Origin of the sequence: Streptomyces sp. DSM 40750 (assembly GCF_024612035.1) — a bacterium.
Classification (GTDB): domain Bacteria; phylum Actinomycetota; class Actinomycetes; order Streptomycetales; family Streptomycetaceae; genus Streptomyces.
This window is the reverse complement of the sequence record NZ_CP102513.1, coordinates 4,080,525-4,105,749: the sequence shown is the minus strand read 5'-3', so window position 1 is coordinate 4,105,749 and position 25,225 is coordinate 4,080,525. Positions and strand designations below refer to the sequence as shown.

The following is a 25,225-nucleotide window of genomic DNA, read 5'->3' as shown; positions in this document are numbered from 1 at the left end:
CCCCACACACCCGCACCCGAAAACGCACCCCCAACCACCCCCCACCCACCCTGCCGAACCGCCGGAGGCACCCGTGCCGGAGGGGCACACCATCCACCGCCTCGCCGAGGACTACCTCGCTCACTTCGGCGGCCGGAAAGCCCACGTCACAAGCCCCCAGGGCAAGTTCGCCGACGCGGCCGCCCTGCTCACGGGCACCCCCCTCCACACCGCCGAGGCCCACGGCAAGCACCTCTTCCTGCACTTCGGCGACGCCGACGCCGAGGAATGGGTCCACATCCATCTGGGCCTCTTCGGCAAGGTCACCTTCGGCCCGGCCCCCGCGCCCCCGCCCACGGACACCGTCCGCCTGCGGCTGCGCAACGACACGTCGTACGTGGACCTCCGCGGCCCGACGACCTGCGCCCTGATCACGGACGCCGAGAAGCAGGCCATCCACGCCCGCCTCGGCCCGGACCCGCTCCGCCCCGACGCCGACCCGGCACGCGCGTACGCCCGCGTCTCCCGCAGCCGTACGACGATCGCCGCACTCCTCATGGACCAGAAGGTCATCGCGGGCGTCGGCAACGTCTACCGCGCGGAGGTCCTCTTCCGGCACGGCATCGACCCGTACCGCGCGGGCAAGGACATCAACTCCCGCGAGTGGGAGGCGATGTGGACCGATCTCGTGATGCTCATGCGTGAGGGCGTGCGCAACAACCGCATCGACACCGTCCGCCCGGAACACACCCCGGAGGCCATGGGCCGCCCGCCCCGCGTCGACGACCACGGCGGCGAGGTCTACGTGTACCGCAGGGCCAACGTCCCCTGCCACATCTGTGGCGGCGAGATCCGCACCGCCGATCTCGCCGCCCGCAACCTCTTCTGGTGCCCGACCTGCCAACAGAGGTGAAGGCCGGAGTCGCCGCGGCGAACCCCGGACCCGCGCCCTAGAACCCGTGCGGCAGCCAGGGCGCCGACCCCGACGCGAGGAACCCCGTGGACGCCTCCGCCACCGCCCCCTGCCGCAGCTCCCGCACCCGTCCGGCCGCGGCCAGGGACGCGAGGCTCACACCGCCCAGATAGACGGCCCCCAACTCCCGTACGGAGAGGGAGAGATCGGCGGCGTCGGCGGTCCGTTCGCAGGTCGCGCCCTTGGGGTCGCCGGAGAGCCGCCAACGCCCCTCGTTCCAGGGGCAGAAGGCGTCCTCGACCTCGAACACCACATCCAGCGGCGCCTGATAGGTCCGCGCCCGCAAGGCCGCGCCGACGTCCACGAGCCGTACATACAGGTCGTCCTTCAGCTGTAACCCGCACCGGCGGATGTCCGACACCAGGTGCAGCGCCGGCTCGTCCACGGGCAGCCGATGCGCGACGATCTTCGCCGTCAGGTCGATGTCGAAGAGGAACCGCCACAGCGCGGCGTGCGCGGCGGGATCCACGGCCTCCAGCGCGCTCAGCGCGACGACGCCCTCCGCCCCGCCCGGCCCCCAGACAGGCTTGATCCGGAACCGCGCGTAACCGACCACATCGGAGCCGTCCCCGTCACCACCGCCGGCCCGCTCGGCCACCACGCACTGCAAGGGCGACGCCCCGTCCCGGTGGCGGTCCGTGTCGAGCAGTTCCACCCGCTCCCAGCCGGGCCGCCGCTCCAGCATCCCCGGCCGCTCCGGCACCCGGCGGGCGTACACCGTCTCGCACAGGTCCAGTACGTCGGCGGGTTCCGCGTACCGCAGACGTACGTCATCGGTGCCGGGCGGTACGGACAGCCGTACCCGGGTGGTGTCGATCTCGGCGCCGAGCCGGTGCGTGGCCAGGCCGTACCCGAACCGGCCGTAGATCACCGGCTCGGACGCGGTCAGCACGGCCAGCGGCTCGCCCCAGGAGCGGACGTCGTCCAACTGCCGCCGCATCATGGATGTCAGTACGCCGCGCCGCCGGTGCGTGGCCGCGACGCTCACCATCGTGACGCCCGCCGCCGGGACGACCGCGCCACCGGGAACCGTGATACGGAAGTCGAAGGCCCCCGCCGTACCCACGCATTGGTCGCCGTCCCACGCACCGATCGAGCGGTCGTACTGAGCGAGCGCCTGCCACAACTCGCGCTCCTCGGCCGGTTCCGAGGCTCCGCCGAAGGCCCGGAGGAGGTTGTCGTACCAGACGTTCCAGTCGTCCTTGCCCAGCGTCCGCAGCTCAGTCGTCATACACCATGCCTAGCAGGGCAATCCGGTGCGAGCGAGTGAATTCCTCCCGCGCGCGGGGAGGTCTCGTGGGATCCTTCCCAGGTGCCGCACGGAGGGTGCACGGGGGCAGAAGGACGCGTTCCGGTGTGAGATCTGTGTGAGATTCGTCGTGAACCGGCCCTCGGAAGGGGGACAAGTAGGACCTCCTGTGCACAGGGGCTGGTCCGATGGATAAGGTCCCGAACAATGGCAGCAGGACGAGAGCGGCGCGCGGCGGCCGATACGTTCACGGCCCGGATGAAGAAGCTGGTTCACCGGGCCCGCACCGGCGTGCGCAAATCCGCCGTCGACTACTTCCGCGGCGACGGCTCCGACTGGATCGCCCTGGTCGGTCTGCTGCTGATGATCCCGGTGATCGCCGGCTTCACGATGGTCAACGAGGTGTGGTTCTCACCGGCCGTCCTCGTCCTTCCCATCGTCGCGGGCGGCCTCCTGCTCCGCCCCGCCAGCCTCCTCGGCCTGTACGCGGCCGCCGCGACCGCGCTGATCGTGGAGTCCGTGCGGCTCGGCCCCTACACCGAGGGCCCGGCCCGGGTGACGCCGGGCATAGTGCTCGTGGTCGCCGCCTGCGGTTTCTTCGGCCTTCTCATCGCTCAGTTCCGCAGCCGCGTCGGCGTCCCCTGGCGGCGCGGCGGCACCATGCTCTTCGACCTGCGCGAACGCATCCGGGTACAGAGCAAGTTGCCGCAGTTGCCGGCCGGTTGGCACCGCGAGATGGCCCTCCGCCCGGCGGGCGGCCAGTCCTTCTCGGGCGACTTCGTCGTGGCCGCCCGTACGAACGGCGGTCGCACCCTCGAGGTCGTCCTCACCGATGTCTCCGGCAAGGGCATGGACGCGGGCTCCCGCGCCCTGCTTCTCTCCGGCGCCTTCGGCGGCCTGCTGGGATCGCTCCCACCGCACGCGTTCCTCCCGGCGGCGAACGGCTATCTCCTCCGCCAGGACTGGGACGAGGGCTTCGCGACCTCCATCCACCTCGTCCTCGACCTCGACTCCGGCGACTACGAACTCTTCTCCGCCGGCCACCCGCCCGGCCTCCAGCTCAGCGCCGGCACCGGCCGCTGGGAGGAGAAGGCCGCCGAGGGTCCCCTCCTGGGCGTCTACGACGGCGCCCAGTTCGACCCGGTCAAGGGCTCCCTCCGCCCCGGCGACGTCCTGATGCTCTTCACCGACGGCCTTGTCGAGACCTCCGACCGCGACATCGTCGAGGGCATCGACCGCCTCACCGGCGAGGCCGACCGCTATGTCGCCGGCGGCTTCCACGGCGCCGCCTGGCACCTCATCGAGGCCGTGGCGAAGGACGTCAACGACGACCGAGCCCTCCTGCTCATCTGCCGAGAAGGCCCCACGGCCGCCAAGTAACCGGGCGGGCGCGCCCCGTCTTTTTAGGGGCGCGGGGAACTGCGCGATCAACCACGACGAACCCGCACCCGCCGACGAACCCGAACCCCCGAGCTATAAGGCGCCCAAGGGGGTCGAAGGGGCACAGCCCCTGGGGGAGATGGGACGGGCAGGGGCGGCAGGGGCGACAATCCAGTCCCGCAAGCCACCACACGACAGGAGCCCGCCCGATGCCCCCAACCCCCCTCTCCCTCCCCGAAGTAGAGGTCCTGGCCCGCACCGCACACGCCACCCAGACCGACAAGGCCGGCCGCCCCTACACCGAGCACCTCCAGGCGGTGGCCCACGGCGTCAGGGCACGGGGCGGCGACGCGGAGCAAATCGCCGCGGCCTGGCTGCACGACGCCGTCGAGGACGACGCCCTCACCGAGGAATGGCTGGCCGAGGCGCCGCTGACCCCCCGTACGAAGGCCATCGTGCTGGCTCTCACCAAACGCCCGGGCGAGCCCCCGGAGGCGTACGCCGCCCGTATCCTCGCCACCCCGGGCGCGCTCCTCGTCAAGCAGTCGGACCTCGCCCACAACGCCAACCCGTCCCGGCTCGCCGTCCTGGACGAACCCACCCGCACCCGGCTGACGAAGAAGTACGCCCACATGCGAAACCTCCTCGGCCTGCCGGACGAACCGGCGGCCGAGGAGGTGACGTGACGGACAACCGCAGAGCGGCGAGGGAACCGGGGCCTATGCCTTGGCCTGGACCTTCCCGCGCTCGCGGGCCAGCTCGGTGGCGTCCCGCTTGAACGCCCACTCCATCTTGGGCTCCATGGCGAACCGGAACATCCGCTGTACCGGCGGGGTGCACAGCAGGGTGATGACAGCGGCCGCGAAGACGGTGACGAGCAGCTCGCCGAGCGGCTGGTACACCCACGCGTTGGCGTCGTACCAGTCCCAGAAGCGCGAGCCCTTCGCGAGGAACCCGTGCAGCAGATAGCCGTACAGGGTGCCCGCGCCCAGAACGGTGAACCACATCTTCCGCCGGGGTACCCAGGCGAAGAAGCAGGTGGTGAGCACCATGGAGCAGCCGAACAGCGCGAGGGTCATGACGACCCCCGCCCACCACGGCGCACCCAACTCCTGGGCGCTCTCGCGGTGGTAGAACCAGGCCGAACTCATGTCCGGGCCCACCCAGTACGCCAGCGCCAGTGCGCTCGCCATCACCGGCACGGACAGGATCCGCACCTCACGGCGCCGCATGAACTGGAAGTGCGCGGGCTTCATGAAGAGACCGACGACGAAGAACGGCAGAAACTGCAGGACGCGCTGCAGATCCAGGTCGTCGCCGATGTCGGGCGAGACGGAGGCGAGCGCCGCGATGCCGAGCGACACCGGGATCGGCCAGCGCACCACCTTCCACAGCGGCGTCGTCAGCCGCCACACGAACAGCGCGATCAGGAACCAGGTGAGGTACCAGGGGTCGAGCAGACTGATCGGGTGCGAGGGGTCGTCGTTGCCGTACCGCTTGAAGACGGAGTAGGCGACCTCGAAGAGGACGTACGGCACGGCGATGCCGGTGACCAGCCGCCGGAGCCGGTCGGGGCGCATGTCGAAACTGCGCGAGAAGTAGCCGGAGATGATGATGAACGCCGGCATGTGGAAGGTGTACACGACCATGTACAGCGCCTCGGCGGCACGGCTGTGGTCGGTCAGCGGCTCCCAGGCGTGACCCATCGCGACGAGCACGATGGCGAGGTACTTGGCGTTGTCGAAGAACGCGTCACGTTGTTTGGCCGGTCTGGCCTCCGGGGAGGCGCCGGCCGGCGTCGGGTGAGGGGACGAGGACTTCAGCGAGCGCGGACTCGGCACTCCGTCCGTCGGCGACTGTGGTGACTGTGCCGGGGGGAGCGGCGCCCTGGACCGGCCGTGCGGTCGCAGCGAGTTCGTCACAGACCCTCCCGCCGGGAACTCCACGGGGCGGTCCGAGCACTCGCTGCGCAAGGGGGGGACGAGGCAGCGGTGAACATCTGAGGCACCCTAGCGCTGTCTGTGCGATTTCGTAAAACCACCGACGTGAATCCTGTATTGAGGGGTACGTGTCACCTGCGAGTACCCCGGATTCGGTGAAGCTGTCATCGGGCAGAGCGTCACCGTCCGTGCACCGCAGGGTAGATGACATGGGACGACGTGCGACCCTTCTGTCCGCATTCATCCCGACTAAATGGTGCATAACATGCGCAGGCGACTCCGGTGGAATGTCCGGTTGATTACCCACCCGAGCAAGGCGCTTGATGTGTCTGTGGCAACAATTCGAATTACCTGCGCACAAGATGTGTGTGCACGGAAACGATCACTCTGAATTCGCCACGGACGCCCCCTTGTTGACGGAGGATGCGTGGGGGGACGTGCGTGCGGGTTCCGTGTGACCGTGGCCGACGTTGCCCCACCAGCCGCATACGAAGGCCTGGTTGGTGGCACGATGGTTCTGGCGGGGTGCGCGTGGGGTCGGCGCCCCGGGCCGGGAGTGCGGACCGACCGAGGGTGTGATCTGTTGTGGCCATTTCGCTGTCAGTGGTGCTCTTGCTGGGGATCGTCCTGGTGGTCCTGATGCGAGGAGGGACGATCAAGGCCGGACCGGCCGTCGTCGCCATCCTCTTCGGGTTCTTTCTCGCCTCGACGGGCATGGCCGACGACATCCAACGCTTCCTGAACTCGATAGCGGACACGATCAACTCGATCCAGTTCTAGCGACCGAGCGGATGCGCAGCGTGAACGAGCCGTGCCGTGTACGTGGCGCGAGACCACACGAAAAACCTCCGGCCCGGTCCGAGGAATCCCTCGAAACCGGGCCGGAGGCCGTTGGAGCGGGCGACGGGAATCGAACCCGCGTAGCTAGTTTGGAAGACTAGGGCTCTACCATTGAGCTACGCCCGCACAGCGCGCGCCGCAGGTCGGAGGACCGCGGCACAGAAGGCATCGTAGCGGGTCGGGTGCCCCGGCCGCACGCCCCATCCCGGCCGCGCCCGTCACCCGCCGTCGCACGCCCCCGCGCACTCCGTGAAATGCGGCAACCGTGTGGGCTGGGGGCATGTACCCTACGTGTCGCACCAGACGGGGTGTGGCGCAGCTTGGTAGCGCGTCCGCTTTGGGAGCGGAAGGCCGTGGGTTCAAATCCCGCCACCCCGACCACCGTGCCGGACGGCGCGCCCGCCACCGGCAAGATCACCTTTTGGGGCGTGTACCGCCTGCGGTTACTATGCAAGCTGCGCGCCCGTGTGTCTGCACCCTGACGTCTCTCAAGGGCCGCGAATCCTCTGAGGCTCCGCCGCACCGGTAGGAGACCTCAGCAGAACCCCAAGAAGTCAGCCCCCAAGGAGACCGAACCGTGAAGAGCGCCGTGGAGACCCTGAACCCGACCCGGGTTCGGCTCAGCATCGAGGTGCCCTTCGAGGAGCTCAAGGACAGCCTCGACGCGGCGTACAAGAAGATCAACCAGCAGGTCACGGTGAAGGGCTTCCGCAAGGGCAAGATCCCGGCCCGCGTCATCGACCAGCGGTTCGGCCGCGGTGCGGTCCTGGAGGAGGCGGTCAACGACGCGCTTCCGAAGTTCTACACCGATGCGGTCAACGAGGCCGAGCTCAACGTCCTGGGCCAGCCCGAGGTCGACATCACGGAGCTGAAGGACGGCGAGACGCTGAACTTCACCGCCGAGGTCGACGTCCGCCCGACCATCGAGATCCCGGACTACTCCGGCATCGAGGTCGAGGTCGACGCCGTCGAGGTCACCGAGGAGGACGTCGACGAGGCCGTCGAGCAGCTCCGTGAGCGCTTCGCCTCGACCTCCCCGGTCGAGCGTGCCGCCGAGGACGGCGACGTCGTCACGATCGACCTGGAGGCCAAGGTCGACGGCGAGGTCCTGGAGGACGGCGTCGCCGACGGCGTCTCCTACACCATCGGCTCCGGCGAGCTGCTGGACGGCATCGACGACGCCGTGAAGGGCCTGGAGGCCGGTGGCGAGGCCACCTTCGCCTCCGAGCTCAAGGGCGGCTCGGCCGCCGGCAAGGAGGCCGAGGTCACCGTCAAGGTCACCCAGGTCGCCGCCCGCGAACTGCCCGAGCTGGACGACGAGTTCGCGCAGCTCGCCTCCGAGTTCGACACGCTCGAGGAGCTGCGCGGCGACAGCCGTAAGCGCCTGGAGAACATGAAGCAGTACGACCAGGCCACGCAGGCCCAGGAGCGCGTCCTGGAGAAGCTGCTCGAGATCGTCGAGGTGCCCGTCCCCGAGAAGCTGCTCGAGGACGAGATCAACACCCGCAAGCACAACCTGGAGCACCACCAGCTCGGCCAGATGGGTCTCGACCTCGAGAAGTACCTCGAGATCCAGGGCAAGACGGTCGAGGAGTTCGAGGCCGAGACCAAGGAAGCGGCCGTCAAGGGCATCAAGACCCAGTTCGTCCTCGACGAGCTGGTCGCCAAGGAGAAGCTGAACGTCAACCAGGAGGAGCTCACCGAGCACCTCATGCGTCGCGCGGCCTCCTCCGGCATGTCCCCGGACCAGTTCGCCCAGGCCGTCGTCCAGAACAACCAGGTCCAGCTCCTCGTCGGCGAGGTCGCCCGCGGCAAGGCCCTGGCCCTCGTCGTCGAGTCCTCCACCGTCAAGGACACCAACGGCGAGATCGTCGACCTGGACGACGAGGAGGAAGAGGGCGCCGAGGGCGCCGCCGAGGAGACCCCGGCTGCGGCCGAGGCCGAGGCGGAGGCCGAGGAGAAGGCCCCCGAGGCCTGATCGCTCCGCTCTGAAGCCGTGAGGGGCCCCCGGGACACTTGTGACCCGGGGGCCCCTCCGCTTCCCCAGGGCGCGGGGAACCGCGCGCTCGGCCCACTGCGAGCCGCACCCGCCGACGCGCAGTCCGTGGCAGACGCGTCTGCGGCTTGTCCGTGGCCGGTCGCACAGTTCCCCGTGCCCCTCACGGGGCGGGTGGTCCCACCGCACCACCGGCCCCACCAGCGGAGCGCATGCGCTGACAGCGAACAGTTCCTTCTCCGGGATTCCCCGAAGGGACCCGCGCGTTAGGGTCCATGAATACGAGGGCAGTGGAGTCCCCGAACGGCTCCAGCCCCGCAGGGAAACGTGAAGACGGCCCGGCGCCGTCGTAAGACGAGCAGGTGGATACGTGACGAATCTGATGCCCTCCGCCGCCGGCGAGCCTTCCATCGGTGGTGGCCTCGGCGACCAGGTCTACAACCGGCTGCTCAACGAGCGGATCATCTTCCTCGGCCAGCCGGTCGACGACGACATTGCCAACAAGATCACCGCACAGTTGCTGCTCCTTGCCGCGGACCCCGACAAGGACATCTACCTCTACATCAACAGCCCCGGCGGCTCGATCACGGCCGGCATGGCGATCTACGACACGATGCAGTTCATCAAGAACGACGTGGTGACCATCGCCATGGGCCTGGCGGCCTCGATGGGCCAGTTCCTGCTCAGCGCGGGCACGCCCGGCAAGCGCTTCGCGCTGCCGAACGCCGAGATCCTGATCCACCAGCCCTCGGCCGGCCTGGCCGGTTCCGCCTCGGACATCAAGATCCACGCCGAGCGGCTGCTGCACACCAAGAAGCGCATGGCGGAGCTCACCTCGCAGCACACGGGGCAGACCGTCGACCAGGTCACCCGCGACTCGGACCGCGACCGCTGGTTCGACGCCTTCGAGGCCAAGGAGTACGGCCTCATCGACGACGTGATCCCCACGGCCGCCGGCATGCCGGGCGGCGGCGGTACCGGGGCGGCCTGAGAGCCGAAGACGGCAAACAGGGCCACAGGGCGCTCCCCGGAGCCCCTGACCCACCCGGGGAGCCCCTGAGCCTCCTCGGGGCCGTCAGCGCCCTTCCCAGTCCCTCCAGTCCACCGCCCCAGCCCTCTTTCCAGGAGAAACCGTGAACGACTTCCCCGGCAGCGGCATCTACGCCCGCACCGAGGCCGAGTACACCGGCCCCCGCGCCGAGTCCCGCTATGTCATCCCCCGCTTCGTCGAGCGCACCTCGCAGGGCATCCGCGAGTACGACCCGTACGCCAAGCTCTTCGAGGAGCGGGTGATCTTCCTCGGCGTACAGATCGACGACGCCTCCGCCAACGACGTCATGGCGCAGCTGCTGTGCCTGGAGTCGATGGACCCCGACCGGGACATCTCGGTCTACATCAACAGCCCCGGCGGCTCCTTCACGGCGCTCACCGCGATCTACGACACGATGCAGTTCGTGAAGCCCGACATCCAGACGGTGTGCATGGGCCAGGCGGCCTCCGCCGCCGCGATCCTGCTGGCCGCCGGTACGCCGGGCAAGCGCATGGCGCTCCCGAACGCCCGTGTCCTGATCCACCAGCCGTACAGCGAGACGGGCCGCGGCCAGGTCTCCGACCTGGAGATCGCCGCCAACGAGATCCTCCGGATGCGCGCGCAGCTGGAGGACATGCTGGCCAAGCACTCCACCACGCCGATCGAGAAGATCCGCGAGGACATCGAGCGCGACAAGATCCTCACGGCCGAGGACGCGCTGTCGTACGGCCTGATCGACCAGATCATCTCCACGCGGAAGATGAACAACGCGGACGTCCGCTGACGGCGGAAAGGCTGTATTGTCTGCCGCCCCTTGGCATGGTTGGCACCGTTTGGCCCAGTGCGCGACAAGGTGCACGGCAAAGCGAACCGTGCCAAGGGGGGCCCGAACGAGGGGCCCGGCAAGGTACCGTCGACATAAGGCAGCACCAGGAGCCGCTGGATTCCAATTGTCCAGGCGTCTCCCATGGCGAAGGGGAAGCACACCGTGGCACGCATCGGTGACGGCGGCGATCTGCTCAAGTGCTCGTTCTGCGGCAAGAGCCAGAAGCAGGTCAAGAAGCTCATCGCAGGGCCCGGTGTGTACATCTGCGACGAGTGCATCGACCTCTGCAACGAGATCATCGAGGAAGAGCTCGCGGAGACCAGCGAGGTCCGCTGGGAGGAACTCCCGAAGCCCCGCGAGATCTACGAGTTCCTCGAGGGCTATGTGGTCGGCCAGGAGCCGGCCAAGAAGGCCCTCTCCGTCGCGGTGTACAACCACTACAAGCGGGTCCAGGCCGGTGAGAACGGCGGCGCCCAAGGCCGCGAGGACGCCATCGAGTTGGCGAAGTCCAACATCCTGCTGCTCGGCCCGACCGGCTCCGGAAAGACGCTGCTGGCCCAGACGCTGGCCCGCATGCTGAACGTCCCGTTCGCCATCGCCGACGCGACGGCGCTGACGGAGGCGGGCTATGTGGGCGAGGACGTCGAGAACATCCTCCTCAAGCTCATCCAGGCGGCCGACTACGACGTCAAGAAGGCCGAGACCGGGATCATCTACATCGATGAGATCGACAAGGTCGCGAGGAAGAGTGAAAACCCCTCCATCACGCGCGACGTGTCGGGCGAGGGCGTCCAGCAGGCCCTGTTGAAGATCCTGGAGGGCACCACGGCCTCCGTCCCGCCCCAGGGCGGCCGGAAGCACCCCCACCAGGAGTTCATCCAGATCGACACGACGAACGTCCTGTTCATCGTGGGCGGCGCCTTCGCGGGCCTGGAGAAGATCATCGAGTCCCGGGCCGGCGCCAAGGGCATCGGCTTCGGCGCCACGATCCGCTCCAAGCGCGAGCTGGAGTCCAAGGACCAGTTCGAGGCCGTCATGCCCGAGGACCTGGTCAAGTTCGGCATGATCCCCGAGTTCATCGGCCGCCTCCCGGTCATCACCTCCGTCCACAACCTGGACCGCGAGGCCCTGCTCCAGATCCTCATCGAGCCCCGCAACGCCCTGGTGAAGCAGTACCAGCGCCTCTTCGAACTCGACGGCGTGGAGCTGGACTTCGAGCGCGAGGCCCTGGAAGCCATCGCCGACCAGGCCATCCTCCGCCAGACCGGCGCGCGCGGCCTGCGCGCCATCATGGAAGAGGTCCTCCAGGCGGTCATGTACGAGGTCCCGTCCCGCAAGGACGTGGCCCGCGTCGTCATCACAGCGGACGTCGTCCTCTCGAACGTCAACCCGACGCTCATTCCTCGCGACGCGCGGGGGCGGGGGCCGGGGGAGCAGAAGACGGCGTAACGCCTGCTTCTCTTCACCCACTTGGCAGGAAGGGTGCCTGGCGCAGTGATGCGCCAGGCACCCTTTTTCGCTCAAATGGCCGCCGACCGAGGGAAACACCACACGCCAGGCTCACGTCAAAGCCTTGGCTCCTTGCGCGCTACCTCGGCAACCAGGGCCATGTGCTCGGCCCCAGGGCCAGGAAGGCATGCAGCTACGGCTCGGCCCTCACATCGAGGTGCCGAGCCGTCATGCTTACCGAAACAGTCCGGGAGTTGGTGGAGGTCAGGCCTTGACGCGAACCGCCTCGCGGAACTTCGCGGTCGTTTCCGCGGCGGTGGCCTGATCCGTGGGCTTCTCGGCCATGATGCTCGCGAGGTCCATCGGCATCACGATGCCGACCGTGCTGTAGTCGCCCCACACGCAGAACGAAATGTTCATCACGCTCGGCCCGTCGCTGGTGCCGCCGTCGGTGGGCTCCATCTTGGCGTCCTGGCACTTGAGGACCGCGCCCTCGGCGGAGTCGTACGACTTCGGGTCACCGACCATGGTGACCTTGATGTCGTCATCGTCCTTCCCGGACTCGGACTTCATGTGGTCCAGCATGGCGTCGACGACCTTCTCGGGGTCCTCGATCTCGCCGTAGACGCCGCTGAAGTGAAGCTGCTTCTGTGCCAACGGGTTGTTCTCGTTGCCGGACACGTACGAGGCGCTGACGTCCGTGGGGTTGGTTACTCCCCACTTCTCGGCGTCCTTCACATCGCTCTCGGACAAAGCTCCGCCGCTGCTGTCGTTCTTCTTGTACTCACTGAGCACAGTCGCCGGCGTAGTCAGCTTGTGCGGCCCGTCGTCCGCGATGTCCGCGCCGCCGCCTCCGCCGAGGACGAAGTACGCGCCCACGGCGATCGCGGCCACCACGGCCACCGCGCCGAGGATGATGCCGACCTTCTTGCCGCCGCCACCGCCGGAGACGGGTGGCTGGGGCACGGTCGGGTAGGGCTGCTGGCCGTACGGGGCCTGCTGCTGGCCGTAGGGCGGGGTCTGGGGCGGGACGCCCTGGGGGGCCTGCTGGGGGTACCCGTAGCCCGGCTGCTGAGGCGGTGGCGCCTGCTGCGGGTAGCCGTAGCCGGGCTGGGGGGCGGCCTGCGGCGGCTGCTGGCCGTAGGGGCCCGGCTGGCCGCCCGGCTGACCGTACGGTCCGGGCTGCTGGGGCTGCTGCCCGCCGTACGGGCCCGGCTGGTTGTAGCTCATGTTCTGGGTTCCCCTCCAGATGCTTATGTGTTCCTGACATCCTGGCGCAAACTCGATGGGTCCCACGCACCGGGGGTCACACCGTTACCGAAGAATCGAGTTTCGGGACCACCCCGTGACACCCCTAAACTGAGCGAGTGACCGAGAACGCTCAGCAGCAGCCTCCAGCGCCCGCCACCGATCTGCCGACCCAGTACGCGCCGGCCGATGTAGAGGGGACGCTGTACGAGCGCTGGGTGGACAAGGGTTACTTCGCGGCCGACGCCAAGAGCGACAAGCCCGCGTACACCATCGTCATCCCGCCGCCGAACGTCACCGGCAGCCTGCACCTCGGGCACGCCTTCCAGCACACCCTCATGGACGCCCTCACGCGCCGTAAGCGCATGCAGGGTTACGAGGCCCTCTGGCTCCCCGGCATGGACCACGCCGGTATCGCCACCCAGAACAAGGTCGAGCAGCAGCTCGCCGAAGAGGGCAAGTCCCGCCACGACTTGGGACGCGAGGAGTTCGTCGAGCGCGTCTGGCGGTGGAAGGAGGAGTACGGCGGCAAGATCCTCGGCCAGATGCGCCGCCTCGGTGACGGCGTCGACTGGGACCGTGAGCGGTTCACCATGGACGAAGGGCTGTCCAAGGCCGTCCAGACCATCTTCAAGCGGCTCTACGACGACGAGCTGATCTACCGGGCCGAGCGCATCATCAACTGGTGTCCGCGGTGTCTGACGGCCATCTCGGACATCGAGGTCGAACACCAGGAGGACGCCGGCGAGCTGGTCTCCATCCGGTACGGCGAGGGGGAGGACAGCCTCGTCGTCGCCACCACCCGCGCGGAGACGATGCTCGGCGACACCGCCGTCGCCGTCCATCCGGACGACGAGCGGTACCGGCACCTCATCGGCAAGCAGATCAAGCTGCCCCTGACCGACCGCACCATCCCGGTCGTCGCCGACACGCACGTCGACCCGGAGTTCGGCACCGGCGCGGTCAAGGTCACCCCGGCCCACGACCCGAACGACTTCGCGATCGGCCAGCGCCACGGCCTGCCCGCCATGACGATCATGGACGAGCACGGTGTCATCACCGTCCACGGCCCGTTCCTCGGCCAGGACCGGTTCGAGGCCCGCTCGGCCGTCGTCGGCGCGCTGCGCTCGCAGGGCCGGATCGTCGCCGAGAAGCGGCCGTACACCCACTCCGTCGGTCACTGCTCGCGCTGCAAGACCACCGTCGAGCCGCGGCTGTCGATGCAGTGGTGGGTCAAGGTCGCACCCCTGGCCAAGGCGGCCGGTGACGCGGTCCGCGACGGCCGGGTCAAGATCCACCCCGAGGAGATGTCGAAGCGCTACTTCGACTGGGTCGACAACATGTACGACTGGTGCATCTCGCGCCAGCTGTGGTGGGGCCACCGCATCCCGGTCTGGTACGGCCCGAACGGCGAGACGGTCTGCGTCGGCCCCGACGAGGAGCCGCCCACCGGCGAGGGCTGGACCCAGGACACGGACGTCCTGGACACCTGGTTCTCCTCCGGCCTGTGGCCGTTCTCCACGCTCGGCTGGCCCGAACAGACCGAGGACCTGCGGAAGTTCTACTCCACCGATGTCCTGCTGACCGGCCACGACATCATCTTCTTCTGGGTCGCCCGGATGATGATGTTCGGCCTGTACGCGATGGACGGCGAGGTCCCCTTCAAGACCATCGCGCTGACCGGCCTGGTCCGCGACGAGCGCGGCAAGAAGATGTCGAAGTCCTTCGGCAACGTCGTCGACCCGCTCGACTGGATGGACAAGTACGGCTCCGACGCCCTCCGTTTCACCCTCGCGCGCGGCGCCAACCCGGGCACCGACGTCCCGATCGGCGAGGACTGGGTCCAGGCCTCCCGTAACTTCGCCAACAAGATCTGGAACGCCACCCGCTTCGCGCTGATGAACGGCGCGACGGTTCAGGGCCCGCTGCCGGACGCCTCGAAGCTCTCGGCGACCGACCGCTGGATCCTCGCCCGCCTGAACGAGACGGTCGAGCAGGTCGACGCGTACTACGAGGACTTCCAGTTCGCGAAGCTCAGCGAGGCGCTCTACCACTTCGCGTGGGACGAGGTCTTCGACTGGTACGTCGAGCTGTCCAAGACGACGTTCCAGGCGGGCGGCGAGCCGGCCGAGGTCAGCCGGCGTGTCCTGGGCGAGGTCCTGGACGTCACGCTGCGGCTGCTGCACCCGGTCGTCCCGTTCGTCACGGACACCCTGTGGACGACGCTGACCGGCGGCGAGTCCCTCGTCATCGCCGACTGGCCGAAGGACAGTGGCTTCCGCGACGACGCCGCAGAGCGCGAGATCGAGCTGGTCCAGCGGGTCGTCACCGAGGTCCGCCGGTTCCGCGCCGACCAGGGTCTCCAGCCCGGCCAGCGCGTCCCGGCCCGCCTCACGCTCGACGGTACGGCCCTGGCCCCGCACGAGGCCGCGATCCGTCAGCTTCTGCGCCTGCAGCCCGAGGGCGAGGGCTTCTCGGCCACCGCGACCCTGCCGGTGGCGGGCGCCGAGGTCGCCCTCGACCTCTCCGGCGTCATCGATGTCGCCGCCGAGCGCAAGCGCCTCGCGAAGGACCTCGCGGCGGCCGAGAAGGACAAGGCCCAGGCCACGGCCAAGCTCGGCAACGAGGCCTTCCTCGCGAAGGCCCCGGACCAGGTCGTGGAGAAGATCCGCGGCCGCCTCGCCAAGGCGGACGAGGACATCGCGCGAATCGCCGCGCAGCTGGACCGACTGCCGAAGGCGTAGCTGTTCGTCGTACGTGAGTGAAGGCCCCTGGTGTCCGTCAGTCCGTCGGGCACCGGGGGCCTTCGGCCGGCCGGGGGAGGTCGCGCGGCCCGGCGCGTACGGGGTGCCGCCTGCGCCCACCCGTGCCGCCCCAGCGGCACGACTGCCCGCGGCTGAGCAGGGCGACTTGAAGCCGCCGAATACCACAGGGGCGGCGCGGGGAACTGCGCGACCAGCCACCTACGACCCGCGGTCGCCCTCCTACGGGTACCCCCCGAGCTGCAGGGCGGTCTGTCCGTAGACTGACTCCGTGAGCGAACGCAGTGAGCAGCCCGACCCGATCGATCCGTTCGAGGAGATCATCGCCGCCGAGACGGACCGTGACCCGGACCTCGCGGTGATCGAGGCCGGCAGCCGTACCCTGCGCGCCCAGGGCGGCGCGCCGCAGGGTGACGTACCGACGCGGCCCGCCGACCCGGCCGTCGACAAGGCGCTGCGCGAGGTCGAGACGGAACTGGCGACCCGCTGGGGCGAGACCAAGCTGGAGCCCTCGGTCACGCGGATCGCCGCGCTGATGGACGTCCTGGGCGAGCCGCAGCGGTCGTACCCCTCGATCCACATCACCGGCACCAACGGCAAGACCTCCACCGCCCGCATGATCGAGGCCCTCCTCGGCGCCTTCGAACTGCGCACCGGCCGGTACACCTCCCCGCACGTGCAGTCGATCATCGAGCGCATCAGCCTCGACGGTGCGCCGATCTCCGCGGAGCGGTTCATCGAGACGTACGAGGACATCAAGCCGTACATCGAGATGGTGGACGGATCCCAGGAGTACCGGCTCTCCTTCTTCGAGGTGCTGACCGGCATGGCGTACGCCGCCTTCGCGGACGCCCCCGTCGACGTGGCCGTCGTCGAGGTCGGCATGGGCGGCACCTGGGACGCCACGAACGTCATCGACGGGGACGTCGCCGTGGTCACCCCCATCGACCTCGACCACACCGACCGGCTCGGCGAGACGCCCGCCGAGATCGCCGTGGAGAAGGCCGGCATCGTCAAGCAGGACGCGACCGTGATCCTGGCGCAGCAGTCGGTGGACGCGGCGCAGGTGATGCTGAAGAAGGCCGTGGAGGTCGACGCGACGGTGGCCCGGGAGGGGCTGGAGTTCGGTGTCGTCTCGAGGCAGGTCGCCGTCGGCGGGCAGATGCTCACCCTGCGCGGCCTCGGCGGCGAGTACCCCGAGGTCTATCTCCCGCTGCACGGCCCGTACCAGGCGCACAACGCGGCCGTCGCCCTCGCGGCGGTCGAGGCGTTCTTCGGCGTCGGCTCGCAGCGCCCGGAGCCGCTCGACCTGGACACCGTCCGCAAGGCCTTCGCGGCGGTCTCGTCGCCGGGCCGGCTGGAGGTCGTACGGCGGTCCCCGACCATCGTGCTGGACGCCGCCCACAATCCGGCGGGCGCGCGGGCCACGGCCGAGGCCGTCGGAGAGGCGTTCGACTTCAGCCGGCTGATCGGCGTGGTCGGGGCCAGCGGCGACAAGAACGTTCGGGGGCTGTTGGAGGCCTTCGAGCCGATCTTCGCCGAGGTCGTGATCACGCAGAACTCCAGCCACCGGGCGATGGACGCCGATGAGCTGGCCGGGATCGCGGTCGAGGTGTTCGGCGAGGAGCGGGTGCAGGTGGAGCCGCGGCTGCCCGACGCCCTGGAGGCGGCGATCACGCTCGCCGAGGAAGAGGGCGAGTTCGCCGGCGGCGGCGTACTCGTCACCGGTTCCGTCATCACCGTCGGCGAAGCCCGGCTGCTGCTGGGGAAGGGCTGAGTCTCACCACCATGCGTACCCTCTGTGCTTCGACCCTGATCGGCGAGTTCTTCGTGATCGCCTTGGCCGGGCTGGTCGCCATGAAGGACCCCGACCTGACCATGACCACGGTCTGGACGGTCAGTGGCATCGCCATGTTCCTGTGCGTCGTGCTGTGCGGCCTCGTCACCCGGCCCGGTGGCATCCAGCTCGGCTGGGCGCTCCAGCTCGGCCTGATCGCCTCCGGTTTCTTCGTCCCGACCATGTTCTTCATGGGTGCGATCTTCACCGCCCTGTGGTGGGCCTCGATCCACTTCGGACGGAAGATCGACGAGGCGAAGGTCCGCTTCGCCGCGCAGGCCTCCACCGAGGCCGGCGCCGGAGCCTCCTGAGGCCGAGGCCCCGCCGGGGCTTCCTGACGCTGCGTAACAACCTGTCGGACTCGCCCTGTAGCCTCTGAGCTCCGCACCCTTGTGAAATGAAGGAGTCACCACCGTGAGCCAGCGCACCCTCGTCCTGCTCAAGCCCGACGCCGTCCGGCGCGGCCTGACCGGCGAGATCATCAGCCGTATCGAGCGGAAGGCCGGCTGGCAGATCACCGCGCTGGAGCTGCGGACACTGGACCAGGAGACGCTGGAGCAGCACTACGGCGAGCACAAGGGGAAGCCCTTCTACGAGCCGCTGGTCGAGTTCATGGCCTCCGGTCCGGTCGTCGCGCTGATCGTCGAGGGCGAGCGCGTCATCGAGGGTGTGCGCGCGCTGGCCGGTCCGACCGACCCGATCGCCGCCGCACCGGGGTCCATCCGTGGTGACTACGGCGTCATCGTGCGCGAGAACCTGATCCACGCGTCGGACTCCGAGGAGTCGGCCGAGCGCGAGCTGAAGATCTTCTTCCCTGGGCACGCGTAGCAACGTCCGTGACGGCGGGGGCCGGTGAGTCGTCCCGCCCCCGTCTCGCTTACTCTTCTGGAACATTCGGCCAACACTCGGCCACCACCCACATGGCCTATACCCGGGCTGACCAGCCAACGCCGCTGAAATTCCGTCCGCAGAACGGCATATGCGCGGCGATCGGGGGAACGCGCACCCCCGATGGATCGTCTCTAGAGGCGAGGCGGCGCATCGCATGTCCACAATGGCGAAGACCCTCGCGCAGTGTTCGTGCGGGCGAGACTACGATGTAAGCCTTCACGTCACAGCACCCACTTCGCCGACCTGAAAAGCCTGAAAAGCTCTCAAAAGCCCACAGCGCTCCACTTGGGAAGGCCAGACGAATCCTGATGGGGAACTCAATGTCGTTCATCGGCCGTGACATGGCTGTCGACCTCGGGACCGCCAACACGCTGGTGTACGTCAGGGGTCGCGGGATCGTACTGAACGAGCCGTCCGTCGTCGCGATCAACACCAACACCGGTGGCATTCTCGCGGTCGGCGCGGAGGCGAAGAAGATGATCGGGCGGACGCCGGGCAACATCGTTGCCGTACGTCCGCTGAAGGACGGTGTCATCGCCGACTTCGAGATCACCGAGCGGATGCTCCGCTACTTCATTCTGAAGATCCACAAGCGGCGGTATCTCGCCCGTCCTCGGGTCGTCGTCTGCGTGCCGTCCGGCATCACCGGTGTCGAGCGGCGCGCCGTCATCGAGGCGTCCTCCCAGGCCGGCGCCCGTCAGGTGCACATCATCGAGGAGCCCATGGCCGCGGCCATCGGCTCCGGCCTGCCGGTCCACGAGGCCACGGGCAACATGGTGGTGGACATCGGCGGCGGCACCACGGAGGTCGCGGTCATCTCCCTCGGCGGCATCGTCACCGCCCAGTCCATCCGCGTCGCGGGCGACGAGTTGGACAACGCGATCATCCAGCACATCAAGAAGGAGTACAGCCTCCTCCTCGGTGAGCGGACGGCCGAGCAGATCAAGATCACGATCGGTTCGGCGTACGACCTCGACGCTGACGAGCACACCGAAATCCGCGGCCGGGACCTGGTGTCCGGGCTGCCCAAGACCGTCGTCATCTCGGCCGCCGAAGTGCGGAAGGCGATCGAGGAACCCGTCAACGCCATCGTCGATGCCGTCAAGACGACCCTCGACAAATGCCCCCCGGAGCTCTCCGGCGACATCATGGACCGCGGCATCGTCCTCACCGGCGGCGGCGCCCTGCTCCGCGGTCTCGACGAGCGACTGCGCCGCGAGACCGGTATGCCGATCCACATCGCCGAGGACCCGCTGGACAGTGTGGCGCTCGGTTCCGGCAAGTGCGTCGAGGAGTTCGAGGCGTTGCAGCAGGTGCTCGACGCCCAGCCCCGCAGATGACGTAACACGTCGATTCCGCCGTACGGGACGTTCTCTTCTCGTGCGGCGGATCGTTGATATAGAGGCCTAAGCTCCCACAAAGCGCCCCTACGGTTCCCGGCCCGGGATTCCGAGGGGCTACCCGAATTCCCCAATTCCTGTCGAATTCCTATGAGGAAGGCACGGCCGCCGCACGTGAGGGACACACGAGAGAGCCGGCTGCTCCTGGTGCTGCTGATCGCCGTCGCGTTCGCGCTGATCACGGTGGACATCCGTGGCGGGGAGGACTCACCGGTCGACGGTGCCCGACGTGCCGCCGCCACCGTCTTCGGTCCGATCGAGGACGGGGTGTCGACCGCCGTCGACCCGATCGGCAACGCCATAAGCGCCGTTCGCGACTCCGGCTCCCGCCACGACCGCCTCGCCGCGCTGGAGAAGGAGAACGCCGAACTGAAGGCGTCCCTCGGCAGCGACGACCGCAACAGCAGCAGAGTCGAACAGCTCGACAAGATGCTGAAGACCGCCGCGAACGGCCAGTACGGCATCAAGGGCGCCGAGGTCATCGCCATAGGAGCGGCCCAGGGCTTCTCCTGGACCGTCACCATCGACATCGGCACCGACGACGGCATCACCCGCGACATGACCGTCCTCAACGGCGACGGGCTCGTCGGCCGTGTCACCACCGTCGGGCCGAACACCGCGACCGTGCTCCTCGCCAACGACCCCGACTTCACCGTCGGCACCCGCATGGAGGCCACCGACGAACTCGGTTTCGCCTCCGGCCAGGGCGACCGCCCGCTGCGCGTCGAACTCCTCAACGGCAAGGCCAAGGTGAAGGCGGGCGACCGCCTCGTCACCTTCGGCTCGCAGGCCGACAAGCCGTTCGTCCCCGGCGTCCCGGTCGGTGTCGTCGCCCGCGTCGACCCCTCCGGCGGAGACCTCACCCGCACGATCTACGTCAAGCCGTTCGTGTCCTTCACCCAGCTCGACATCGTCGGCGTCGTCGTCCAGCCGCCCCGCAAGGACCCGCGCGACACCGTCCTGCCGAACAAGCCGAAGGCCACCCCCACGCCGACCGTGACCGTGACCGTCACGCCGGGCGCGGACGAACCCGGCGACGGCGCCGACGGTCAGCCGCAAGAGCAGTAGACGTAGGACAGTAGGAGCTGAACCCTTCATGCGCTTCAACCGGATGCTGCTCTCCACCACCCTGGTGATCGTCGCCCTGGTCATCCAGGTGAGCGTCCTCGCCAGACTCCATCTCCCGGGCGCCGTACCGGACCTGGTGCTCCTCACCGTGCTCGGCCTCGCCCTGGTCTACGGCCATGTCGGCGGCGCCCTCATCGGCTTCGGCGCCGGGCTGTTGTCCGACCTCGTGCCACCCGCCGACCACGCGGCCGGGCGCTACGCCCTGGTCCTCTGCGTCATCGGATACCTCGCGGGGCTCGCCAAACCCGAGACCGGCCGGCTCAAGTCGGCGACCGGACCGATGGCCGTGGTCGTCGTCGCCGCGCTCGGCTCGACGCTCCTGTACGCCGGTGTCGGCGCCCTCGTCGGTGACGACGCGGCCCGCCATGTCGGCCTGCCCAGCCTGCTGTTCACCGCCGCGCTCTACGATCTGCTGCTCGCGCCCTTCGTGGTCCCCGGCATCATGGCGCTCGCCCGGCGCGCCGAGAACGACCCGCTCGCCGAGACCAACAACGCCGCCAAGGCGTCCGACGTCTCCGCCGGCTGGCTCTCCTCCGGCACCGGCCTGCGCATCGGCAACCAGCGTGGCGGACTCCGTATCAAGGCCGCGCGCTCACGGATGGCCCGGGCGGGGCGCATCAAGGGGGTCAAGCGGCTGTGAGGGCAGGTCAGTCGGGCATGGGAACCGATCACAGCCGAGCGGTGTACTCCATGTACCAGCACCACGCGCATCACCCGTACACGCACTGAGAGGGGGAGACAGGCAGTGACCAACATCCCGGAGACCGGGCGGACCCCACGGGTCCAGATCCGGCTCATCATCATCCAGATCCTCGTCTTCTCCCTCCTCGGCACCCTCGGTGGCCGCCTCTGGTACCTCCAGATCCGCGAGGGCGACGCCTACGCCAAGGAGGCCTCCGGCAACCACGTCCAGCAGGTCGTACAGCCCGCCGTGCGCGGTTCGATCCTGGACGCGCGCGGAGTCCCGATCGCCGACAACGAGACCCGGCTGGTCGTCTCCGCCTCCCGCACCGACCTGCTGAAGATGGACGACGACGGCAAGGCCGTCCTCGCCAAGCTCGCCGGCGTCCTGGACATGAAGCCCAAGGACGTCATGGACAAGGTCCGGCTCTGCGACTCCGAGACGCCCCAGCCCTGCTGGAACGGCTCGCCGTACCAGCCGATCCCCATCACCGACGAGGCCACCGCCAAGCAGGCCCTGCAGATCCGCGAGCGCTCCGAGGACTTCCCGGGCATCACCGCCGAACCCCAGGCCGTCCGCCGCTATGCCAGCCCCGGCGGCTCCCAGACCGCTCAGGTGCTCGGCTATCTCTCGCCGGTCACCGACGAGGAGATCACCAAGGCCCAGGACACGGAATCGCCCTATCTGCGCTCCGACCAGGTCGGCCGCTCCGGCCTGGAGCGCCAGTACGACAAGGAGCTGCGTGGCAAGGCCGGCGTCACCCGCTACGAGGTCGACAACCTCGGCCGCGTGATCGGTGAGGCCGAGGCCGACCCCGCCGAGCCCGGCGCCAACCTCGTCACCAGCATCGACGCCCGCGTGCAGCGCATCGCCGAGTACGAGCTCAACGAGGCGATGAAGGAAGCCCGCAAGCAGGTCGACAGGAACACCGGGACGAACTACAAGGCCGACTCCGGTGCCGTCGTCGTGATGGAGGCCAAGACCGGCCGCGTCGTCGCCATGGCGTCCAACCCGGACTACGACCCCAACGCCTGGGTCGGCGGCATCTCCGCCAAGGACTACGCCAGGCTCACCGGCAAGAAGTCCAACTACCCGCTGCTGAACCGCGCCATCCAGGGCCAGTCGGCCCCCGGTTCCATCTTCAAGGTGATCCCGACGGCCGCCGCCGTGAACGCGGGATACTCCTTCAACGGCCCGTACGAATGCTCCAGTTCGTACTCCATCGGCGGCCAGGTCTTCAAGAACTTCGAGTCCCAGAGCCACGGCGCGATCAGCCTCGGCAAGGCGCTGGAGGTCTCCTGCGACACCGTCTTCTACCGCCTCTCCCACGAGGAGTGGAAGCGTGACGGCGGCATCAAGCCCAAGAAGGGTGCCAACGACTGGTTCTACAAGACCGCCCACCAGTTCGGCCTCGGTGCCGAGACCGGCATCGACCTGCCGAACGAGGTCACCGGCCGCATCCCGGACCGCCAGTGGAAGCAGGAGTACTGGGAGGCCAACAAGGACGCCTGGTGCAAGTACGGCAAGAAGGGCGGCTCGTACGCCGAGCAGATCGCGTACGAGAACTGCCTCGAAGGCAACCGCATGCGCGCCGGTGACTCCGTCAACTACTCCATCGGCCAGGGCGACACCCTCGTCACCCCCATCCAGATGGCCACCATCTACGCGGCCATCTCCAACGGCGGCACCCTCTACGACCCCACCGTCGGCAAGGCGATCGTCAGCCCCGACGGCAAGAACGTGCAGGAGATCGCGCCCAAGTCGCACGGCAAGCTGCCGATGTCGGAGAAGACCCGCGACGAGATAGACGAAGCCCTCGCGGGAGTCGCGACCCGTGGTACGGCCGCCTGGCGCTTCCAGGGCTGGCCACAGAACGAGATCCCGATGCACGCCAAGACGGGTACGGCGGAGGTCTACGGCAAGCAGACGACCTCCTGGTTCGCCACGTACACCAAGGACTACACGATCGTCATGACGATCTCCCAGGGTGGTACGGGCTCCGGCGCCTCGGCGCCCGCCGTGCGCAAGCTCTACAACGCCCTGTACGGCGTCTCCGAGGACGGCGAGATCGACAAGAAGAAGGCGCTGCTGGCCACCCCGCAGAAGGGCCTGCCGAAGATCGAGTCCGACGGCTCGATCGACGCCCCGAAGCTGGAGTCCTACCCGCCGAAGAAGACCGAGGAGGAGGCCGCGGAGGACGGTATCCAGGCCGTCGCCGCCGGGCCGGCCGCCCAGCCGGTGTCCTTCGGCGACCTGGCGGCGATCGTCAGTACGCGCGGGGGCAACGGCAATCGGGCCGCACGGCGACGTACGGACCGCGGCCGGTGCCGCGGAAAGAGGCGGAGGACGTCCGTATGACCGGCAACAGCTTCTCCGTCTCCGGGTACGGGCCTGAACGCTCCGGCTGGACCCGCCTGTTCGCCCGCGACTCGCTCGCCCGTCGGCTCGACTGGCCGATACTGTTCTCGGCCATCGCGCTCTCCCTGATCGGCGCGGCCCTCGTCTTCTCGGCGACCCGCAACCGCACCGAGCTCAACCAGGGCGACCCGTACTACTTCCTCTTCCGGCACCTGCTCAACACCGGCATCGGCTTCGCACTGATGATCGGCACGGTCTGGCTCGGCCACCGCACCCTGCGCACGGCCGTGCCGATCCTGTACGGCATCTCGGTCCTGCTGATCCTGCTGGTGCTGACCCCGCTCGGTGCGACCATCAACGGCGCCCACGCGTGGATCGTCATCGGCGGCGGTTTCTCGCTCCAGCCCTCCGAGTTCGTGAAGATCACGATCATCCTGGGCATGGCGATGCTGCTGGCGGCCCGGGTGGACGCGGGCGACAAACCCCACCCCGACCACCGCACGGTCGTCCAGGCCCTCGGTCTCGCCGCCGTCCCCATACTGATCGTCCTGCTCATGCCCGACCTCGGCTCGGTCATGGTCATGGTGGTGATCGTGCTGGGCGTCCTGCTCACCTCCGGCGCGTCCAACCGGTGGGTCTTCGGCCTGATCGGCACCGGCGCGATGGGCGCGATCGCCGTCTGGCAGCTCGGGGTGCTCGACGAGTACCAGATCAACCGCTTCGCGGCCTTCGCCAACCCCGAGCTCGACCCGGCCGGCGTCGGATACAACACCAACCAGGCCCGTATCGCCATCGGCTCCGGCGGGCTGCTCGGCACCGGGCTGTTCAAGGGCTCACAGACGACCGGGCAGTTCGTGCCCGAGCAGCAGACCGACTTCGTCTTCACGGTGGCGGGGGAGGAGTTGGGGTTCCTGGGCGCCGGGCTGATCATCCTGCTGCTCGGTGTCGTCCTGTGGCGGGCCTGCCGGATCGCCCGCGAGACCACCGAGCTGTACGGCACGATCGTCGCCGGCGGCATCATCGCCTGGTTCGCCTTCCAGTCCTTCGAGAACATCGGCATGACCCTCGGGATCATGCCGGTGGCGGGGCTGCCGCTGCCGTTCGTGTCGTACGGCGGGTCGTCGATGTTCGCGGTGTGGGTGGCGGTGGGGCTGCTGCAGTCCATCCGTGTGGAGAGACCCATGTCCGCGTAGGGCAAGGCCGGGTATCGCCCAGGGAAACGGTAGTTGTCAGTCGTCCAACGAGGTGGGGCTGCCC

General features: G+C 68.7%; 20 protein-coding genes and 2 tRNA genes. 18 read left to right on the top strand and 4 right to left on the bottom strand.

Annotation, left to right across the window (positions count from 1 at the left end):
- Positions 1 to 73: 73 nt before the first annotated feature.
- Positions 74 to 892, top strand: coding sequence for an Fpg/Nei family DNA glycosylase (locus JIX55_RS18360; protein ID WP_257564389.1), 819 nt, complete (start codon positions 74 to 76; stop codon positions 890 to 892).
- Between the two features lie 37 nt (positions 893 to 929).
- Here the strand turns inward: JIX55_RS18360 and JIX55_RS18355 are convergent, their stop codons facing one another.
- The gene (locus tag JIX55_RS18355; RefSeq protein ID WP_257564388.1) at positions 930 to 2,183 is read right to left on the bottom strand and encodes a GNAT family N-acetyltransferase; all 1,254 of its coding nucleotides are present in this window, start codon (positions 2,181 to 2,183) and stop codon (positions 930 to 932) included.
- A gap of 225 nt (positions 2,184 to 2,408) precedes the next feature.
- On the opposite strand from JIX55_RS18355, the gene JIX55_RS18350 reads away from it, so the two are divergent.
- Both JIX55_RS18350 and JIX55_RS18345 read left to right on the top strand, forming a co-directional pair.
- Positions 2,409 to 3,581, top strand: coding sequence for a PP2C family protein-serine/threonine phosphatase (locus tag JIX55_RS18350; RefSeq protein WP_257564387.1), 1,173 nt, complete (start codon positions 2,409 to 2,411; stop codon positions 3,579 to 3,581).
- Positions 3,582 to 3,790: 209 nt separating this feature from the next.
- Positions 3,791 to 4,267, top strand: coding sequence for an HD domain-containing protein (locus JIX55_RS18345; RefSeq protein WP_257564386.1), 477 nt, complete (start codon positions 3,791 to 3,793; stop codon positions 4,265 to 4,267).
- 33 nt (positions 4,268 to 4,300) lie between these two features.
- Here JIX55_RS18345 and JIX55_RS18340 read toward each other — a convergent pair whose 3' ends face one another.
- A complete protein-coding gene (locus JIX55_RS18340) occupies positions 4,301 to 5,503 on the bottom strand; it encodes an acyltransferase family protein (protein ID WP_257564385.1) in 1,203 nt (400 codons plus the stop codon).
- A gap of 603 nt (positions 5,504 to 6,106) precedes the next feature.
- Between JIX55_RS18340 and JIX55_RS18335 the strand changes: the two genes are divergently transcribed.
- Positions 6,107 to 6,301: a hypothetical protein gene (locus tag JIX55_RS18335; RefSeq protein ID WP_028796974.1), complete on the top strand. Its 195-nt coding sequence runs from the start codon at positions 6,107 to 6,109 to the stop codon at positions 6,299 to 6,301.
- Between the two features lie 112 nt (positions 6,302 to 6,413).
- On the opposite strand, the gene JIX55_RS18330 is transcribed toward JIX55_RS18335, so the two are convergent.
- A tRNA-Gly gene (locus JIX55_RS18330) sits at positions 6,414 to 6,487 on the bottom strand.
- 178 nt (positions 6,488 to 6,665) lie between these two features.
- Here JIX55_RS18330 and JIX55_RS18325 point away from each other — a divergent pair.
- From JIX55_RS18325 to clpX, 5 genes are all read left to right on the top strand, one after another.
- A tRNA-Pro gene (locus JIX55_RS18325) sits at positions 6,666 to 6,742 on the top strand.
- 196 nt (positions 6,743 to 6,938) lie between these two features.
- On the top strand, positions 6,939 to 8,339 hold the full coding sequence (gene tig, locus JIX55_RS18320; protein ID WP_257564384.1) for a trigger factor: 1,401 nt from the start codon (positions 6,939 to 6,941) through the stop codon (positions 8,337 to 8,339).
- Positions 8,340 to 8,739: 400 nt separating this feature from the next.
- A complete protein-coding gene (locus JIX55_RS18315; RefSeq protein WP_257551227.1) occupies positions 8,740 to 9,348 on the top strand; it encodes an ATP-dependent Clp protease proteolytic subunit in 609 nt (202 codons plus the stop codon).
- A gap of 142 nt (positions 9,349 to 9,490) precedes the next feature.
- A complete protein-coding gene (locus JIX55_RS18310) occupies positions 9,491 to 10,171 on the top strand; it encodes an ATP-dependent Clp protease proteolytic subunit (RefSeq protein WP_306820017.1) in 681 nt (226 codons plus the stop codon).
- A 204-nt stretch (positions 10,172 to 10,375) separates the two neighbouring features.
- Positions 10,376 to 11,662, top strand: coding sequence for an ATP-dependent Clp protease ATP-binding subunit ClpX (clpX, locus tag JIX55_RS18305; protein WP_257569372.1), 1,287 nt, complete (start codon positions 10,376 to 10,378; stop codon positions 11,660 to 11,662).
- A gap of 264 nt (positions 11,663 to 11,926) precedes the next feature.
- Here clpX and JIX55_RS18300 read toward each other — a convergent pair whose 3' ends face one another.
- Positions 11,927 to 12,892, bottom strand: a complete 966-nt coding sequence (locus JIX55_RS18300) for a hypothetical protein (protein ID WP_257564383.1) — start codon at positions 12,890 to 12,892, stop codon at positions 11,927 to 11,929.
- A 137-nt stretch (positions 12,893 to 13,029) separates the two neighbouring features.
- On the opposite strand from JIX55_RS18300, the gene JIX55_RS18295 reads away from it, so the two are divergent.
- The 9 genes from JIX55_RS18295 (at position 13,030) to rodA (ending at position 25,161) form a co-directional block, all read left to right on the top strand.
- The gene (locus JIX55_RS18295; protein WP_257564382.1) at positions 13,030 to 15,654 is read left to right on the top strand and encodes a valine--tRNA ligase; all 2,625 of its coding nucleotides are present in this window, start codon (positions 13,030 to 13,032) and stop codon (positions 15,652 to 15,654) included.
- Between the two features lie 289 nt (positions 15,655 to 15,943).
- On the top strand, positions 15,944 to 17,449 hold the full coding sequence (gene folC, locus JIX55_RS18290) for a bifunctional tetrahydrofolate synthase/dihydrofolate synthase (protein ID WP_257564381.1): 1,506 nt from the start codon (positions 15,944 to 15,946) through the stop codon (positions 17,447 to 17,449).
- Positions 17,450 to 17,460: 11 nt separating this feature from the next.
- A complete protein-coding gene (locus tag JIX55_RS18285; RefSeq protein ID WP_257564380.1) occupies positions 17,461 to 17,820 on the top strand; it encodes a DUF4233 domain-containing protein in 360 nt (119 codons plus the stop codon).
- 103 nt (positions 17,821 to 17,923) lie between these two features.
- The gene (gene ndk, locus JIX55_RS18280) at positions 17,924 to 18,337 is read left to right on the top strand and encodes a nucleoside-diphosphate kinase (protein WP_257564379.1); all 414 of its coding nucleotides are present in this window, start codon (positions 17,924 to 17,926) and stop codon (positions 18,335 to 18,337) included.
- Between the two features lie 383 nt (positions 18,338 to 18,720).
- Complete coding sequence (locus JIX55_RS18275) at positions 18,721 to 19,740, top strand: rod shape-determining protein (RefSeq protein WP_004931372.1); 1,020 nt, start codon at positions 18,721 to 18,723, stop codon at positions 19,738 to 19,740.
- Positions 19,741 to 19,914: 174 nt separating this feature from the next.
- Complete coding sequence (gene mreC / locus JIX55_RS18270; RefSeq protein ID WP_257564378.1) at positions 19,915 to 20,868, top strand: rod shape-determining protein MreC; 954 nt, start codon at positions 19,915 to 19,917, stop codon at positions 20,866 to 20,868.
- A gap of 28 nt (positions 20,869 to 20,896) precedes the next feature.
- Positions 20,897 to 21,568 carry a rod shape-determining protein MreD gene (mreD, locus tag JIX55_RS18265; RefSeq protein WP_257564377.1) on the top strand — a complete coding sequence of 224 codons (672 nt, stop codon included), beginning with the start codon at positions 20,897 to 20,899 and terminating at the stop codon, positions 21,566 to 21,568.
- Positions 21,569 to 21,673: 105 nt separating this feature from the next.
- Positions 21,674 to 23,968, top strand: a complete 2,295-nt coding sequence (mrdA, locus tag JIX55_RS18260; RefSeq protein WP_257564376.1) for a penicillin-binding protein 2 — start codon at positions 21,674 to 21,676, stop codon at positions 23,966 to 23,968.
- Positions 23,965 to 25,161, top strand: coding sequence for a rod shape-determining protein RodA (rodA, locus tag JIX55_RS18255; protein WP_257564375.1), 1,197 nt, complete (start codon positions 23,965 to 23,967; stop codon positions 25,159 to 25,161). Before mrdA ends, rodA begins: the two co-directional genes overlap by 4 nt.
- The last annotated feature ends 64 nt before the right edge of the window (positions 25,162 to 25,225 follow it).